This is a genomic window from Dialister sp. i34-0019-2H8 (assembly GCF_042846925.1).
Classification (GTDB): domain Bacteria; phylum Bacillota; class Negativicutes; order Veillonellales; family Dialisteraceae; genus Dialister.
Genome location: NZ_BAABYQ010000001.1, coordinates 512,171 through 526,019, shown reverse-complemented (window position 1 = coordinate 526,019; position 13,849 = coordinate 512,171). Strand labels below are relative to the sequence as shown.

At 47.0% G+C, this 13,849-nt stretch carries 17 protein-coding genes and 2 riboswitches; of the genes, 3 read left to right on the top strand and 14 right to left on the bottom strand.

The annotated features are described in order from the left end of the window. Positions 1-90 precede the first annotated feature (90 nt). The 13 genes from ACGG9R_RS02150 to ACGG9R_RS02090 form a co-directional block, all read right to left on the bottom strand. A complete protein-coding gene (locus ACGG9R_RS02150) occupies positions 91-447 on the bottom strand; it encodes a transposase (protein WP_390150881.1) in 357 nt (118 codons plus the stop codon). Between the two features lie 811 nt (positions 448-1,258). Beyond that, complete coding sequence (locus tag ACGG9R_RS02145; RefSeq protein ID WP_390150879.1) at positions 1,259-1,429, bottom strand: hypothetical protein; 171 nt, start codon at positions 1,427-1,429, stop codon at positions 1,259-1,261. Between the two features lie 15 nt (positions 1,430-1,444). Beyond that, positions 1,445-1,741, bottom strand: a complete 297-nt coding sequence (locus ACGG9R_RS02140; RefSeq protein WP_390155043.1) for a hemagglutinin repeat-containing protein — start codon at positions 1,739-1,741, stop codon at positions 1,445-1,447. A gap of 26 nt (positions 1,742-1,767) precedes the next feature. Next, the gene (locus ACGG9R_RS02135) at positions 1,768-1,896 is read right to left on the bottom strand and encodes a hypothetical protein (protein WP_390150877.1); all 129 of its coding nucleotides are present in this window, start codon (positions 1,894-1,896) and stop codon (positions 1,768-1,770) included. Between the two features lie 28 nt (positions 1,897-1,924). Beyond that, the gene (locus ACGG9R_RS02130; RefSeq protein WP_390150875.1) at positions 1,925-2,965 is read right to left on the bottom strand and encodes a hypothetical protein; all 1,041 of its coding nucleotides are present in this window, start codon (positions 2,963-2,965) and stop codon (positions 1,925-1,927) included. 57 nt (positions 2,966-3,022) lie between these two features. Continuing rightward, on the bottom strand, positions 3,023-3,229 hold the full coding sequence (locus ACGG9R_RS02125) for a hypothetical protein (protein WP_390150872.1): 207 nt from the start codon (positions 3,227-3,229) through the stop codon (positions 3,023-3,025). Positions 3,230-3,283: 54 nt separating this feature from the next. Further along, the gene (locus ACGG9R_RS02120) at positions 3,284-3,691 is read right to left on the bottom strand and encodes a hypothetical protein (protein ID WP_390150869.1); all 408 of its coding nucleotides are present in this window, start codon (positions 3,689-3,691) and stop codon (positions 3,284-3,286) included. 284 nt (positions 3,692-3,975) lie between these two features. Further along, positions 3,976-4,140 (bottom strand): hypothetical protein, encoded by a 165-nt coding sequence (locus ACGG9R_RS02115; RefSeq protein WP_390150866.1) that lies wholly within the window; start codon positions 4,138-4,140, stop codon positions 3,976-3,978. A 283-nt stretch (positions 4,141-4,423) separates the two neighbouring features. Further along, positions 4,424-4,894 carry a hypothetical protein gene (locus ACGG9R_RS02110; RefSeq protein WP_390150863.1) on the bottom strand — a complete coding sequence of 157 codons (471 nt, stop codon included), beginning with the start codon at positions 4,892-4,894 and terminating at the stop codon, positions 4,424-4,426. Between the two features lie 433 nt (positions 4,895-5,327). Further along, positions 5,328-6,128: a tRNA pseudouridine(38-40) synthase TruA gene (gene truA, locus ACGG9R_RS02105; RefSeq protein WP_390150860.1), complete on the bottom strand. Its 801-nt coding sequence runs from the start codon at positions 6,126-6,128 to the stop codon at positions 5,328-5,330. A 393-nt stretch (positions 6,129-6,521) separates the two neighbouring features. Continuing rightward, on the bottom strand, positions 6,522-7,325 hold the full coding sequence (locus ACGG9R_RS02100; protein WP_022105090.1) for an energy-coupling factor transporter transmembrane protein EcfT: 804 nt from the start codon (positions 7,323-7,325) through the stop codon (positions 6,522-6,524). Continuing rightward, the gene (locus ACGG9R_RS02095) at positions 7,315-8,184 is read right to left on the bottom strand and encodes an energy-coupling factor transporter ATPase (protein WP_390150856.1); all 870 of its coding nucleotides are present in this window, start codon (positions 8,182-8,184) and stop codon (positions 7,315-7,317) included. The genes ACGG9R_RS02100 and ACGG9R_RS02095 overlap by 11 nt, the downstream gene beginning before the upstream one ends. Continuing rightward, positions 8,160-9,035, bottom strand: a complete 876-nt coding sequence (locus tag ACGG9R_RS02090) for an energy-coupling factor transporter ATPase (protein WP_390150853.1) — start codon at positions 9,033-9,035, stop codon at positions 8,160-8,162. Before ACGG9R_RS02090 ends, ACGG9R_RS02095 begins: the two co-directional genes overlap by 25 nt. A 326-nt stretch (positions 9,036-9,361) precedes the next feature. On the opposite strand from ACGG9R_RS02090, the gene ACGG9R_RS02085 reads away from it, so the two are divergent. From ACGG9R_RS02085 to ACGG9R_RS02075, 3 genes are all read left to right on the top strand, one after another. Continuing rightward, positions 9,362-10,231: a DMT family transporter gene (locus ACGG9R_RS02085; protein ID WP_390150850.1), complete on the top strand. Its 870-nt coding sequence runs from the start codon at positions 9,362-9,364 to the stop codon at positions 10,229-10,231. Between the two features lie 30 nt (positions 10,232-10,261). Continuing rightward, entirely contained in the window at positions 10,262-11,023 is a 762-nt protein-coding gene (locus ACGG9R_RS02080; protein ID WP_390150847.1) for an HAD family hydrolase, read from the top strand. 604 nt (positions 11,024-11,627) lie between these two features. Then, a complete protein-coding gene (locus ACGG9R_RS02075) occupies positions 11,628-11,789 on the top strand; it encodes a hypothetical protein (protein WP_390150844.1) in 162 nt (53 codons plus the stop codon). A gap of 213 nt (positions 11,790-12,002) precedes the next feature. Then, a riboswitch (cobalamin riboswitch) is annotated at positions 12,003-12,183 on the bottom strand. Positions 12,184-12,274: 91 nt separating this feature from the next. Beyond that, a riboswitch (cobalamin riboswitch) is annotated at positions 12,275-12,446 on the bottom strand. A gap of 794 nt (positions 12,447-13,240) precedes the next feature. Here the strand turns inward: ACGG9R_RS02075 and msrA are convergent. After that, on the bottom strand, positions 13,241-13,810 hold the full coding sequence (msrA, locus tag ACGG9R_RS02070) for a peptide-methionine (S)-S-oxide reductase MsrA (protein ID WP_390150841.1): 570 nt from the start codon (positions 13,808-13,810) through the stop codon (positions 13,241-13,243). Positions 13,811-13,849 lie beyond the last annotated feature (39 nt).

Here is a 13,849-nt window from a genome sequence, read left to right as displayed (position 1 = left end):
ATAGAAGGTATAGAATATATATACCAAACATAGTAAGCAAGTTGTTAAGCTACTTTGAAATAGATGCCAACGAGTAATTATCATAATTCACTATTCCTTAGCCTTTTCTTGAGTTACAGTATTTTCGCTTTGAACTTTTTCATCTTGACGTTGCTCTTTGGTGATGATTTTCTGGGTGATTTCATAAAAGAGCGATTCAGCTTGATTCATCAGGACAGTATTGATGAAATATCCGAAAGTCCGATAGGACGGGCGTTTACCGTCCATAAGGTATTTATAGCGGATATTGACTTTGCAATTGTCTTCCAGCTTTCTGAGAGAGATGCATCCTTCATCCATAAACCCGAACAGAACCGTTTTCAACATATTGACGGGATTATATCTGATTCTTCCCAACTTATGAGCAGGGAGTTTGCTCAGATATTTGCGTAAATCGATTTCCTCCATAAATCTGTCAAACGTGAAAATCGGATCTGTGATATCTAGGCACTCAGAAAAAATACTGGTAAAATTCCCTGTTTGGGAGTACCATAATACACAGTTAGGTTTTTCATTGCAGTTAAATTCTAACACAAAAAAGGACTTTTGATTCGCAAAAATCGAAAGTCCTTTTTTGTGTTCATGGAGCTATTATTTCACAGCCCCTTACGTCTAATCCAATTATATGGGATGCCAACCAAATGTGGCTCACCTTTTCACGGCCATTATTGCCCTAAATGGCTCACTTTTATATTTGCATTTACATCCCACAACCATTTGTTTTATAGGCAATCATTTCTTACCACCTTATACACACCTATTTTGCTTAGGCAATGCCGACATCCATCAAGACTTCAATCACACACCAATTAATAAGGCGCTTAGTAATCCCAAAAGAAATACATTAATACATATATCAATACCATGCTAACAATTGCTTCCAACCCCATTTTCGTTCCATAACGATATTCCCAATTTTTAGGGCCAAACTTCATTCGTAAAAAGCAAATTCCCGATAATGACAGTAATACGTTGAATAACATTAAACCGCTTACATACAAATAATACACCCCTTGCAATATTCCAATATCGCATAGAAACACATATGCAATTTCCATTAATACGGAAAAGACAAACAGGTTTCTTACCAAAGGATTAGAATGTTCTATCCAAAACTTTTCCTGTATTGATAAGTCCTTTTTTAGAAAGAAAGTCTTGATAAGATAGATACAAATTATGATCAGAAATACATCAAATGCTGGACCCTTTCTATACATAATCATTTCCCTCCATTATTTGTTACAGAGGTATTCTGATCATGTGCGTTCTTTTCCCACTCCAACTTAACGCGCTCTACATAATCACTGGTAAAGCCTGCCCACAAGAGAATAATAATAACAGTTATACAAATAGAAGCGATGGTACTCTTTGCATCAGTTTTCACAATCATTTTAACCTCATACCATTACAAATTTTTTATATTGCAAATGTATTCAGTATCTACAAATTCGCCGGTCATTGAAATATCTTTCCCCGCGATAATATCCGATGCATTCACATGGATGTCTTTATCAGAAGTAATAGTAACGTTACCAGAGATACTGCCAACTGTAGAACCTTTCTGAATCATGTCCGCATCTTTGTACTGATCTTTCCGTTTCTCCATCCCGATGGTAAATCCGAGTCCGCCACCCGAGAGCAGACCGCTCTTCTTGACCTGCTTGGCGTAGTCATTCCGTTCGTACTCTTCCGCGATGGAAATGGAAGTATCTTTGCCGGAAGAAATCGCTACGTCATGTGTGCCGATGACTTGGGATGCAACTTCCCTGCATATGTCGTCAGCTCAATCTCTGCCACGCCCGCCGCATTCGCGGAGAGAATCTGCATCGAGACGTCCTGCGAGGCAACCTTTCTCATCTGCTCTACGCTTTGCTCAAGAAGGTATTCATTTAGAGAAACACTGATTAAATCGCAGAATCTGACTCTGCGATTTAATCAGCTTTCCCTTAAGCTTTTCAAATCTATTCCTATCATACGGTACATCTAACCAGGCGGAAGTGACATCATTATTCGAGTAATAAAAATTCTCAATCTTCTCAGTGTCCACATTGTAAATGCTCACAGTAAATGCGGTAAACACGTCATTCCCCAATAAATATGACCATGTGTAGTCAGTATCGAATGGGGTCGCGCCTCCACCTCCTTTGGGCATAAGCTCTAATAATACACCATTTCGATTATTTCCATAATTGATAAAAGAAAATGTTGAAAACGGCTTTAATGCTCCTGTCTCCAAATCCATAATATAAGTTTCCCTATTTGGCGTACTCACAAAAACAGATTGTTCTGTTTCATGCCAACCATCAAAACGCATGTCATTGGGTACGCAAAACAAAAGAGTATCTCCACTTTCTGAATAAAATCTAACTTCATTATTATGTTGATAAACAATTCCATTTTGATATGGATATACCCGCACTTCATCCGAGCCCAAATCCTTGACCTCCCGCAGAGCACCTGTGTTTGGACTTATTTGGTATAACTTTGAATCTATTTTTAGAAAAAGAGTGTCTTTACTTTTAATGAACCTGTTATATGCTCCAGCGGTGCAAGCTAAATTATCAGCTATTTGTATAAATTTATCTGGAGATATATAAAACAATTTTTCTTTGGGATTTCTTATAGACTCACTTGTCATTACATAAAACCCATTCCCATCAAAAAAAATTGAACTAATCAATTCTGCTTTTGCATACTTCTTAATAAAGTTAAAGTCAAATTCCACATAATCTTTTACATCATTCGGATTCAACAAAATAAAATGATTACCTTCAATTTTTTCTCCGCTTTTCCAAGTTAAAATTGTTCCATTTAGACTTGATTCATTCACATAATCTTGATATTTTATATACTCATTTCTCCAAATAAGTCCAATAAGTAAAGGCATAACAATGCATATTCCCCAAAGAGCAATCTGTTTTCTCATTATTTGGCCTTTTCCCCTTTCTTGATATCAGTCACCAACCCCTTACCTCCGAACAGTTTATAACATGTCAGCATCGCTATACTGATCTTTCCGTTTCTCCGTCCCGATGGTGAAGCCGAGTCCGCCACTCGAGAGAAGACCGCTCTGCTTCACCCTGCATGCTGTTCGTACTCTTGTGCGCTGGAAATGCAGGATCAGGGAGCCATTGTCTCCCAGTGCTTCCAGCGTCGCGCCGGTGAGGTGGATGTCTTTTCCTGCTTCCATGAGAAGGACGCCGTCCTTGCCTTTGACAGCGATATTTGATTTTATCTTTCATTGCTATTTTTGATTTACTGATATACTAAGCAAATCAGGAAAAACACTAATTTCAAAAAAAAATTTTTCGCTTTCTGCTAGAATATAAAATCGTTCTTTTGTCGAATTAGAAACTGTTACTGTATATCCAGCTTTTTTTACTCGTTTTAATATTTCATTAGCCAATTCATTTCTGCTATTTACTTTCCCATCATATGTATATCGCATGACATAGTATTTGGAACGCACAAATTTGCTTTTTTGAAATTGCAAGTACGGAATAGAAGAAATTTGAGTTTCTGAAACAGCATTAGACAGATGATAAATATTTTCTGACTCTCTATATTTTTCACTTACTAAGCATGTAATAATCAATAAAAGAACTAGAAGAATTAGAAAAAACATTTTTTCCCTGTTGGTAATACTTCTCATGATACATCTCCTTAATCGTGAATATTCCCGATATATTCAGTATATCGCCAAGAAACATTAGTACCAGCAGCTGTCTCCGTAACTAGTTCAACAGTAATAGGTGCATCAGCGCCGACTCCTTTTGAAATACTTACCCCAACTATACTACTTCCGCCTATTCCCGCCTGCGGTGATCTGCACGGCATCCCCCGAAAGGGTCGAGGATACGGCAGTTCTGTTATAATAAACCGGCCCGCAGATCATAATATGTCGGCAATCTTGTTACTAGAGTAATATTTCCCATTTTATTCTCCTTGCGTAGCACTAGATAATAAAATTAACACAAGAGAAATGAAACCTAAAAATGAACTTTCCAATACATACGCTAAAAGCATAAAAACTATTCCAATCCAGCAACACACTTCTGATCCAGTTAACGCTCCCCAAAAATTTTTCCAATTTTTATTCATAATACTCACCATTCTTGATCGAATCAATTTGATATTGCGAATTATATAAAGCTATTTCAAAATACAATTCAATCCAACCAAATTTCCCATAAACGGAGCTAGCTTTTTTCAAAGTATTTCAAGGCCGTAGTCGTCCGCGGCTTCGTTGTAACCATTTTTCGATAATTACACCATTACCAGCTTTTGCTATGATAGGCCCGCTTTCAATGGTGGCTGTGGTATGTCTTGCTTTAATGTCATTGTACGATGTCAGGGTTACTTGCATGAGTAGTACACCATCTTTTTATAGTCCGATTTTCCTAAAAATATCATCTTTTTGAATCCATATTCTCCATTTTTCAGAAAATTCTTCATGTGCAATATAGCAACTAATGTCTTTCTTCTTTAACGTCAAATAATATATCTTATCCCCTCTTTTATTTTCTCCCCATCTACTTTTACAAATAACCCATCCATGTCTTATAGCATAATCCGAAAAAAATTGAATACCATCTTGGTTTGAAAGTTGCGGATATATGCGATTAGCAATAACAGACTTTACAATCCATCTCTTATCGATAGTAATTGTTTCCCCTTTTCGTTCTGTGGGATCGGGTATTTGATTACATACATTAAGCATCTGTTCAACATCATATTTTACATAGTTTTCATCTAGGTATTGTGTTCCCAAATATACGCCCAAAGTAATTAACAATATACTCAATGTAACTGCAATGGAACATACTGTCATTTTTGCATCATTAGATGTTTTCATAGAATTCACCTGCTTATAAGTCATTTATATTACAAACGAACTCTGGATAATTAACAATTCCGGAAGCAGATAACCCTGCGCCACTCGCTATACCAATTTCTCTATCCCCATACTTTGTTCCTATGGACACAGTTTAATCGTGAATATTCCCTATATATTCAGTATATCACCAAGAAACATTAGTACCAGCAGTTGTCTCCGTAACTAGTTTAACAGTAATAGGTACATCAGCGCCGACTCCTTTTGAAATACTTACCCCAACTATACTACTTCCGCCTATTTCCGCCTGCGGTGATCTGTACGGCCTCTCTCGACAGGGTAGAGGCTGCCGCAGAAGGACTTTAATACGCACAGTGCCTTTGTCTGATCTTCTAACGGCTAAGGAGGCACGAATACAAAAAGGGCGTGATGCTTTTGCATCACGCCCTTTTTTCTATACGCCGCACCATGGGTAGAGGGACTCTTGCAATGTCTCATCGATCGCTTTTTTCGTGATCGGCTGGAAATAGACTTTGAGAAGGGCAAGACCTTCCGCCGGAGCGGTGAGACCGAGCTCTCGTCGATCGCGGGCTTCCAAAATCCGTTTGAGATCGTGAGGAGCAAGGACGCTGCTCCCGGCATCAACGAGAGCGCCGGCGATGTTTCTGACCATGTGGTAGAGAAAGCCTTCGCCGGTGACGTAGATCCAGATGAGGGACCCCGCTTTCCGAAGGCGGATCTCATGGACAAGCCGCACGGGATCGGAGGGGACGGCGTTGTTCCCACGGAAGGAAGTAAAGTCGTGGCGGCCTTCCAAGACTTTGGCGGCTGCTTCCATTTTCGCAAGGTCGAGCTGCTTACCGGTGCGCCAGATGGTGCGCACGAGGAAGGGCGAGGCTTCGCGGCTCTCGGTCAATAGGTAGCCGTAGGTCTTGCCAAAGTTGCGGCGGCGAACGGAGAAGTCTTCGTCCATCTCCCGGCTTTGTCGGACGCGGATATCGCGCGGAAGGAGGGCATTCATGGCGTGGACAAATCGATCCCCTGGGATGCGGGACTCGGTGTAGAAGGTACACTCCTGCCCATAGGCATGGACGCCGGCATCGGTGCGGGCGACGAAGTAAATGGTGGTCTTCTTTCCCGTCAGCTGAAGGAGTGTATTCTCAAGCATTTCCTGCACGGTCATGCGGGTGGGCTGGCGCTGGAAGCCGGCATAGTTTGTTCCTTCGTAGGAAACGGTGATCCAGATATTTCGCATGGGATAGTCCTTCGGTGTGAATAGTGACTAGTGGCTAGTGACTGGGGATAAGGGATTCCCCTTGATTGCGTGCAAAAGAGGTTCAGGGGGTTCTATAGGTTCAGGAGATTCAAAAGGGGGTGGTGCAGCACATTTCGTCATCCTGAGCGGAGAAAAACGTCGTATGTTAGAAAATAGATGATCTGAAACAGGAGAACTGAGTCGAAGGATCTAAGCGCCGCGAAATTTTGATAGCGCTTCGCGCCGTCATCTCGAGCGTAGCCGAGAGATCTTCCTTGCAGAACGGTCAGCGTACCAATTGCGCTATTTCGATCACCGCTCATTTCTAATCCCTAGCTACTCATCCCTGCTTTCAAACTTCAGGATTCCATGTGGCTAACCCCACGCCCCATTCTATCTCATGACTACATACAGCGCGATGAGGGCGCCGGTCACGAGGGCAATGGCGATGAAGGCATTTCTATCCCGCCATGTATAGGAGAGCTGGTGCATCTTGGTACGTCCTTCGCCGCCGCGATAGCAGCGGGCTTCCATGGCGGTCGCGAGGTCGTCGGCGCGGCGGAAGGCGGAGATGAAGAGCGGGACAAGGAGCGGAATCATGTTCTTGGCGCGCTGCCAGAGATTCCCGTTCACGAAGTCAGCGCCTCGGGAGGACTGGGCTTTCATGATGCGGTCAGTTTCTTCCAAAAGTGTCGGGATGAAACGAAGCGCGATGGTCATCATCATGGCGAGCTCGTGCGCGGGTACCCCGAAGCGACGGAATGGCATCAGGAGGTCTTCGATGCCGTCGGTCAGGACGATCGGGCTCGTGGTATAGGTGAGAAGCGAGGAGAAGGCGATGAGGAAGACGAGGCGCAGTGTCATGACGATGCCATTCCTGATGCCTTCTTCGCTGATGTGGATGAATTTCCACGAAAAGATTTCCGTCCCCGGGGTGGTGAGGATGTGGATGAGCATGGTGAAAACAAGGATCACCCAGAGGGGCTTGATGGCCTTCCAGATCATTTTCGCAGGTACGCCGGAGAGGGCGATGGCAAGGAAGGTGAAGCCGGCGACGACTATGTAGGAATACAGGTTGTTCGCGAGGAAAATCGCGACGATGAAGATCATGGTACAGAGGATCTTCGCACGGGGATCCATCTGGTGCAGGTACGAATGGCCGGGATAGTACTGGCCGAGGGTCATATCAGTGAGCATGTGTCTTACCTCCCAGCATCTTTGCCATTTTTTCTACGGCTTCTTCGGTCGTTTTTGCCTCTTCCGGCACGGGGATGCCCTTCTCTTTCAGGTAGAGGAGGGTCTGCGTGAGGGGCGGAGCATCGACGCCGCAGGCCTGCAGTTCTTCTCTGTGGTGGAGGAAGATATCCATCGGTTCGCCGTCCAGCACAAGTCGGCCTTTGTGCATGACGAGAAGGCGGGTCGCGAGGCGTGCGATGTCATCCATATTATGCGAGACGAGGATGACGGAGAATACGCCTTTCTTGTACCAGCTCTGGATGCGGGAGAAAATTTCCCGCCGCCCGATGGGGTCAAGGCCTGCCGATGGTTCGTCCAGGATAAGGAAATCCGGGTGCATCGCGATGACGCCGGCAATGGCGACGCGGCGCTGCTGCCCGCCGGAGAGGCGGAAGGGCGAGCGGCCTGCGAAGGTGTCGTAGTCAAGACCGGCAAATTTCATAGCGCTTTTCACGCGCTTTCCGGCCTCTTCTTCATCACACCCCAGATTCATCGGCCCGAAGGCAATGTCTTTGGCGACAGTTTCTTCGAAAAGCTGATGCTCCGGGTACTGGAAAACCATGCCGACCGAGTGGCGCTTGGCAACGGCGGCTTTGGATTTCTCGGCAAGGTCGACACCATCGATGGTGACTTTGCCGCAGGTCGGATGGATGAGCCCATTCAGGTGCTGGATGAGTGTCGATTTCCCGCTCCCTGTATGACCGATAATGCCGATGAATTCTCCTTTTTCGATGGTGAGATCGACATCATCCAGAGCCGTCTTTTCAAATGGCGAGCCCTTGCCATAAATATAACTTATATGTTCGACGCGTATGGACATAGTGCTTCTCCCAGCTCCTCATCTGTCATGCAATCTTCAGGAATCTCGTAACCTTTTTTCCGAAGCCCATGGGCAAGGTCGGCAGCGACCGGGACATCAAGCCCCATGGCTGTCAGCTTGTCTGCCTGCGAGAAGACTTCGCGTGCTGTCCCCTGCATCTGGAGCTTCGTGCGGTCGACGACCAGCACATGATCCGCCGTCACAGCTTCCTCCATGAAATGGGTGATCAGCACGATGGTGATCCCTTCCGAGCGGTTCAGCTCATGGATGGTATCCATGACTTCCTTGCGTCCCAGAGGATCGAGCATCGCCGTCGGTTCGTCCAAGACGATGCAGTCCGGATGCATCGCGAGCACGCCGGCGATGGCGATCCGCTGCTTCTGTCCGCCGGAGAGCATCGCCGGTGAATGCGTACGATAGGCGCTCATGCCGACTTTTTCCAGCGCATAGTCCACGCGCTTTCGGATTTCTTCTGCGGGTACACCCAGATTCTCCGGGCCAAAGGCGACGTCTTCTTCGACGATAGCCGCGACCAGCTGGTTATCCGGATTCTGAAAGACCATGCCGACCTTTTGCCGGATGTCCCAGATATGCTCCATGTCGCTGGTTTTCATGCCTTCTACGATGACCTCGCCCGTCGTCGGAAGGTACAGGGCATTGAGATGCCTTGCGAGTGTAGACTTGCCGCTCCCATTTGTGCCAATGATAGCGGTGAAGGATCCCCTCGGGATCGTGCAGGTCACATCCGACAGCGCGTCGAATGTCTTCCCGTCCTCCGTCTCGAAGGTATGTGTCAAATGACGGATGTCGAAGAGGATCTCTTTCCCATCCTGTGTCATATTTTCTTCCATATGTCCTCTTTCCTTAGAGTAAAACAGGAAGCGGACAGAGATCCTCCCCGCCACCTGCTGCTAACTAGGATAACAATGATACTTAATAATAACAAATATGGTTCTTCATAGTCAATTTATATTGTATAGATAGATATGTATATTGTCAATTTATTTTCGTTGCTGTAGTCGACAATAAAAAGGCTCCGGCTTTTTCCATTTGCGAGAACGGTTATGTGAAGAGAAGAAGCGCAGAAGATGCCGCCAGCGGGGATGCCGTGTTTCCCCGGCCCCCGGCCCCCTTCTCTCATGCTATAATAGGGACATGCAAAAGGAGTCAATCATCTATGTCACAAACATTTTATGCCGCACTCGTTTTGGCCGGCGGCGCTTCCTACGGTATCATTTCCACACTCGTCAAGCTCTCCTATCGGTCGGGCTTTTCTATCAATGACGTCTCTTCCATCCAGTATTTTCTTGGATTTCTTCTGCTCTGGACCATCTGGCTTCTCCGCGTGAGGAGATTCCCCGCGAAAAAGACCGCATTGGCCTTTCTCCTGACCGGTATTCCGCTCTCAGGCACCACCATGCTCTACAACCACGCGCTGGAGACCCTGCCTGCTTCGCTCGCCGTCATCTTCCTTTTCCAGTCCATCTGGCTCGGCACGCTCGCCGAGTGCGTGATCCGACGGGAGAAGCCCACCCGCCTCCGTCTCATTTCCATCGCGATCGTCCTCGCTGGCACTGTACTGGGTGCGGGCGTGATCGGAAGCGCTGCCGCCTTTCCCCTCTCCATCGGCATGCTTTGGGGATTTGCTGCCGCGATTTCCTACACCACCGATCTTCTCTGCATGAACCGCATCGGGCGAGGCATCCATCCCATCACCAAAAGCGCCCTCATGGTAAGCGGCGCGCTCGTGATGGTTCTCCTCTTTCTGCCGCCAGACCTTCCGGTATCGCCCGCGCATTTTGCCTCTATCCTTCCCTACGGAATTCCCCTCACCCTCTTCGGTGTCTTCCTCCCGCCGCTCCTCTTTAGCAGCGGGATGCCGCACATCTCCCCCGGCCTCGGCAGTCTTCTCGCTGCCAGCGAGCTCCCCGCCGCCCTCTTCTTCTCCTTCCTGCTTCTCGGCGAATCGATCTCCTTCCTGCAGATCATCGGCATCGTCATGATCCTTTTCGGGATCTGGATGGGGAACAGGAAACATGTAGTATAATGAAAGAAAATGATTCTCCAAGGAGGCCCTATGAAGAAATACTTTTTCTTTGATATCGACGGCACGCTGACCACGCCGCTTACTGCCGACTATCCCGACAGCACAAGAGAAGCCATCCGACGCCTCCAAAAGGCAGGGCACTTCGTCTCGCTGGCGACCGGACGCATTCAGGCAGATGCCTGGCAGGTCGCGTGTGACCTTGGCATCACAGCCGCTGTCTCCGATGGAGGAAATGCGGTCACCATAGACGGCAAGATCCTTTATGATGAAGGTCTTGCACTTGAAGACTGCTTCGCGATGCTTTCTGCCATCGACTGCGAGAAGCATCCATGGGCGCTTGCGATCAGAAATGAGAAATACCGCATCACGACCACGAATAGCTACCTTTCGAAGGTGAAAGACCGCTACTACAAGACGGAAGTGGACCCCGCTTTTGATTTTCACACCGCCTCCGTCATCCACAAGATCTTCATCGCCTGCAGCAAGCAGGAGGAAGCGGAGATCCCCTTAGGCCCACTCCCTCACGTCTGGTTCCGTGCGGATACCATGCTCATCGAGCCTATCCATAAGGAGCACGGCATCAAGGAGCTTCAGCGCCGCTTCGCCATTCCGGATGAAGACATCGTTGTCTTTGGCGACGGCATGAATGACCGCACCATGTTCCGCCCCGAATGGTTCTCCATCGCCATGGGAAATGCCAAGCCACAGCTCAAGGAAAAAGCCAAGTACATCACCAGCCGGGCCGATGAAGACGGCATCTATGAAGCATGCAGGCGGTTTGGATGGATTTGAAAAAGCAGCCCCGGGCTGCTTTTTTTAGTGAGGAGTGAGAAGTGGTGATGCGGCGCAAAACATATAGAGCGTCGCGAATTTTTTATAGGATGCCGTTCAGTCCGAATGATACCATAAGACAGAAGCAAGATAACGCATGATTAATGAGCGTCGCCCATACCATCTTGCATAAAAAAAGAGAAGCGACATGCGCCGCTTCCAAAGGGGTTGGAGCTGGTTGGGCTCCGTAATGAGAACCTGTATAATAGCTTTCGTAGAAAGTTATTACCAAAGAGAGGGAGCCAGGATGGCATTCCCTGATGCCATCCTGACAGAAGGACGATAACGTCCCAAGGAGGTCGAGTCAGCCGGATAGACCGGCCAAGAGTGGAGGAAATATCCTCCTATAGGAACTTCCCTAAGGGAAGGATCTGTAAAAGGGGGCGATGATTCCATTTCCCTGTTGAAACCATCGCTGAAGGGAGATGAACCATGGGGAACGAAAACCCCACAGGTATATGTAAACCTCAGATACTGAGGAATACATCATATATAGTCACTTCCGAAGAAGTATTCGTAGAAGGGGTGGTGATGATCATTTTCCCAAAAGAAATGAAATTTCTTTATGACCATCACCGGAAAGGAGATGAACCATGGAGAAAAATCCCCACAGGTATATGTAAAGCCCGAAGGCATTACATCGATAGTATCGCTGATATCCACATACAGGGATGCTGGGAGACCCCTCAAGGCCGGGTTCCGGATAAGCTCGGTAGGCCTTTACTGACATCAGCCTTTGCGAAAAGACGAGAAGTTCCGTTGACCTACTCGGAGAATAGTGTTCCCTGTCACCATCCTCAGCAAAAGGGGCTCTGCTTCATTGATCCTCATCATGACGCAGAAGGAAATCAAAAAATCCACCCTTTGGGATAGAAAAAGGGTGGAATATGCACGTCAAAAGGACTTGCAGTCAAGCACACCTTCCTATCGCTCGTAGGTCAAACGGTTGTACAAAACAGGCAGTTCTCCTGACTCTGCTTCCTCGCTCCTCCAGCCTTCCCGATCTCCTCAAATCAGTGACTTCGTTGGATTCACTCTGCATTACAGTGGCGGGACCGTGCCGGTCTTTCACCGGTCTTCCCTATTAAGCCCTACAGGGCACCTGTTTTCTTATGAAGTTATTCAAGTACCGAAATCCCCATTAAAAAACCTCTTTGCACGAACGCAAAGAGACATCTGTAAAGACATCCCCTTCCCATCGCTCGTGGGTCATAACGGTGATCCAAGATAAGCAGTTCTCCTGACTCTGCTTCCTCGCTTATCCGTCTTCCCGATCTCTCAGTGACATATTGGATTCGCTCTGCATTACAGTGGCGGGACCGTGCCGGCATTTCACCGGTCTTCCCTATTAAGCCTTTAAGGCACTTACCTTTTCTTATTCGGTTAAGTACATGATAGCACCATTTGTCATGCATGTCAATGAGAAATTCATGAATGCGTTTAGGAAATAAAATGAGCAGAGCGCCCGGTGGCTAGTGACTGGTGACTTGAATACTACTTTGAGGCACCACCATTTCTCATTCAAGCGAAACTTTCAAACGCAATCAAAGGACAGCATGCCCACGAGCCAAGGAAACACGGATCCCATCATTGTCAGATCTGATCACCATTTCCCTAGCCCTGACCCAAAAAGGCGATGTGAAATAACGATCATCTCATTTTCGCGTTCCATCTGCCGCGGGGGACTTGCAGCTCTCATGGGAGTGACTGGGAAACCTTATCCCAGCTGTCTTTCATGCCATAGTCACCCTATCCGCCCCTTCGGGGCACCTTCCCCGCGTGGATAATGCTATTAAGTTAAGCGGCGGAACGTTCTTGGCTCCCCATCGGGGGAGCTGCCCGAAGGGCTGAGGGGGCTACGTAGCGGTATTGCATGAAAGTGTTGGAATATCGATAGCATCGGACTATTCAACATAGCACGCTATACCGCTAGCATGCCCCTATTGCCTTCGGCACTTCCCCCGAAGGGGGAAGCAAGACGTTACGTAGCTAACGATTTCCTTAACTTAATAGCATTACCTAGAGGGGAAGGCTGCGATACGAGAATACCATCTTCTAAAAAAGGTGACGAAGCCGCCACCTCACCCTTGAACCCTGAACCATGAACCCTGAACCAAATGAAAGCAAAGTAAAAAGGGGCTGTGAGGAAATGCGGATTCATTTCTTCACAGCTCCTTTTTACTGTATGATCTTTAATTCTTCCAGCAAATGAATATCGATGGGGGTATATGCATCCGGGTGACTTCTGAGATAGTGCTGCTCTTCTTCAACCGCAGGGTAGAAATTCACCAGCTCTTTCATCTCTGTCCTGACCTTCGGGCGCACCTTCCCTTCTCCTTCGAATTCATTAACAACAAGGGCATTGTCCGTCATCTGATGCGCGACGCCGCGATTCTGCAGGAAAACGAGGAAGTAGCTGATCTGTGGGACATCCTCCTTGCTCGTATAGTAGATCCCGCTACGGTACTGCGGGCCGACATATTTTCCCTGAATACCATCGGTGTAAGGATTGATGATGGTGAAGAATACGTTAAGGAGCATACCGATGTCGATTTTCTTCGGATTGTACGTGACCTTCACGCACTCCACAGCCTCTGCGCTCCCATCGGCGACCTGCTCCTTCGTCGGAGCTTCGATACGGCTATTCGCATAGCCCGCCTGGGTATCTACGACACCGTAGATCCTCGAAAACACTTCCTGCAGCCCATGGAATGACCCACCAGCCAGGTATAGATCTTTGGTAAACAATTAGGAGTTCTCCTTTGTATGTTGCTTGTAAAATAGGCA

What these genes read in the sequence shown, in the direction of transcription:
- ACGG9R_RS02150 (WP_390150881.1), bottom strand. Translation starts at nt 447, where the DNA reads ATGGAGGAAATCGATTTACGCAAATATCTGAGCAAACTCCCTGCTCAT.
- ACGG9R_RS02145 (WP_390150879.1), bottom strand. Translation starts at nt 1,429, where the DNA reads ATGATTGTGAAAACTGATGCAAAGAGTACCATCGCTTCTATTTGTATA.
- ACGG9R_RS02135 (WP_390150877.1), bottom strand. Translation starts at nt 1,896, where the DNA reads ATGAGAAAGGTTGCCTCGCAGGACGTCTCGATGCAGATTCTCTCCGCG.
- ACGG9R_RS02130 (WP_390150875.1), bottom strand. Translation starts at nt 2,965, where the DNA reads ATGAGAAAACAGATTGCTCTTTGGGGAATATGCATTGTTATGCCTTTA.
- ACGG9R_RS02125 (WP_390150872.1), bottom strand. Translation starts at nt 3,229, where the DNA reads ATGGAAGCAGGAAAAGACATCCACCTCACCGGCGCGACGCTGGAAGCA.
- ACGG9R_RS02120 (WP_390150869.1), bottom strand. Translation starts at nt 3,691, where the DNA reads ATGAGAAGTATTACCAACAGGGAAAAAATGTTTTTTCTAATTCTTCTA.
- ACGG9R_RS02115 (WP_390150866.1), bottom strand. Translation starts at nt 4,140, where the DNA reads ATGAATAAAAATTGGAAAAATTTTTGGGGAGCGTTAACTGGATCAGAA.
- ACGG9R_RS02110 (WP_390150863.1), bottom strand. Translation starts at nt 4,894, where the DNA reads ATGAAAACATCTAATGATGCAAAAATGACAGTATGTTCCATTGCAGTT.
- truA (WP_390150860.1), bottom strand. Translation starts at nt 6,128, where the DNA reads ATGCGAAATATCTGGATCACCGTTTCCTACGAAGGAACAAACTATGCC.
- ACGG9R_RS02100 (WP_022105090.1), bottom strand. Translation starts at nt 7,325, where the DNA reads ATGCTCACTGATATGACCCTCGGCCAGTACTATCCCGGCCATTCGTAC.
- ACGG9R_RS02095 (WP_390150856.1), bottom strand. Translation starts at nt 8,184, where the DNA reads ATGTCCATACGCGTCGAACATATAAGTTATATTTATGGCAAGGGCTCG.
- ACGG9R_RS02090 (WP_390150853.1), bottom strand. Translation starts at nt 9,035, where the DNA reads ATGGAAGAAAATATGACACAGGATGGGAAAGAGATCCTCTTCGACATC.
- ACGG9R_RS02085 (WP_390150850.1), top strand. Translation starts at nt 9,362, where the DNA reads ATGTCACAAACATTTTATGCCGCACTCGTTTTGGCCGGCGGCGCTTCC.
- ACGG9R_RS02080 (WP_390150847.1), top strand. Translation starts at nt 10,262, where the DNA reads ATGAAGAAATACTTTTTCTTTGATATCGACGGCACGCTGACCACGCCG.
- ACGG9R_RS02075 (WP_390150844.1), top strand. Translation starts at nt 11,628, where the DNA reads ATGACCATCACCGGAAAGGAGATGAACCATGGAGAAAAATCCCCACAG.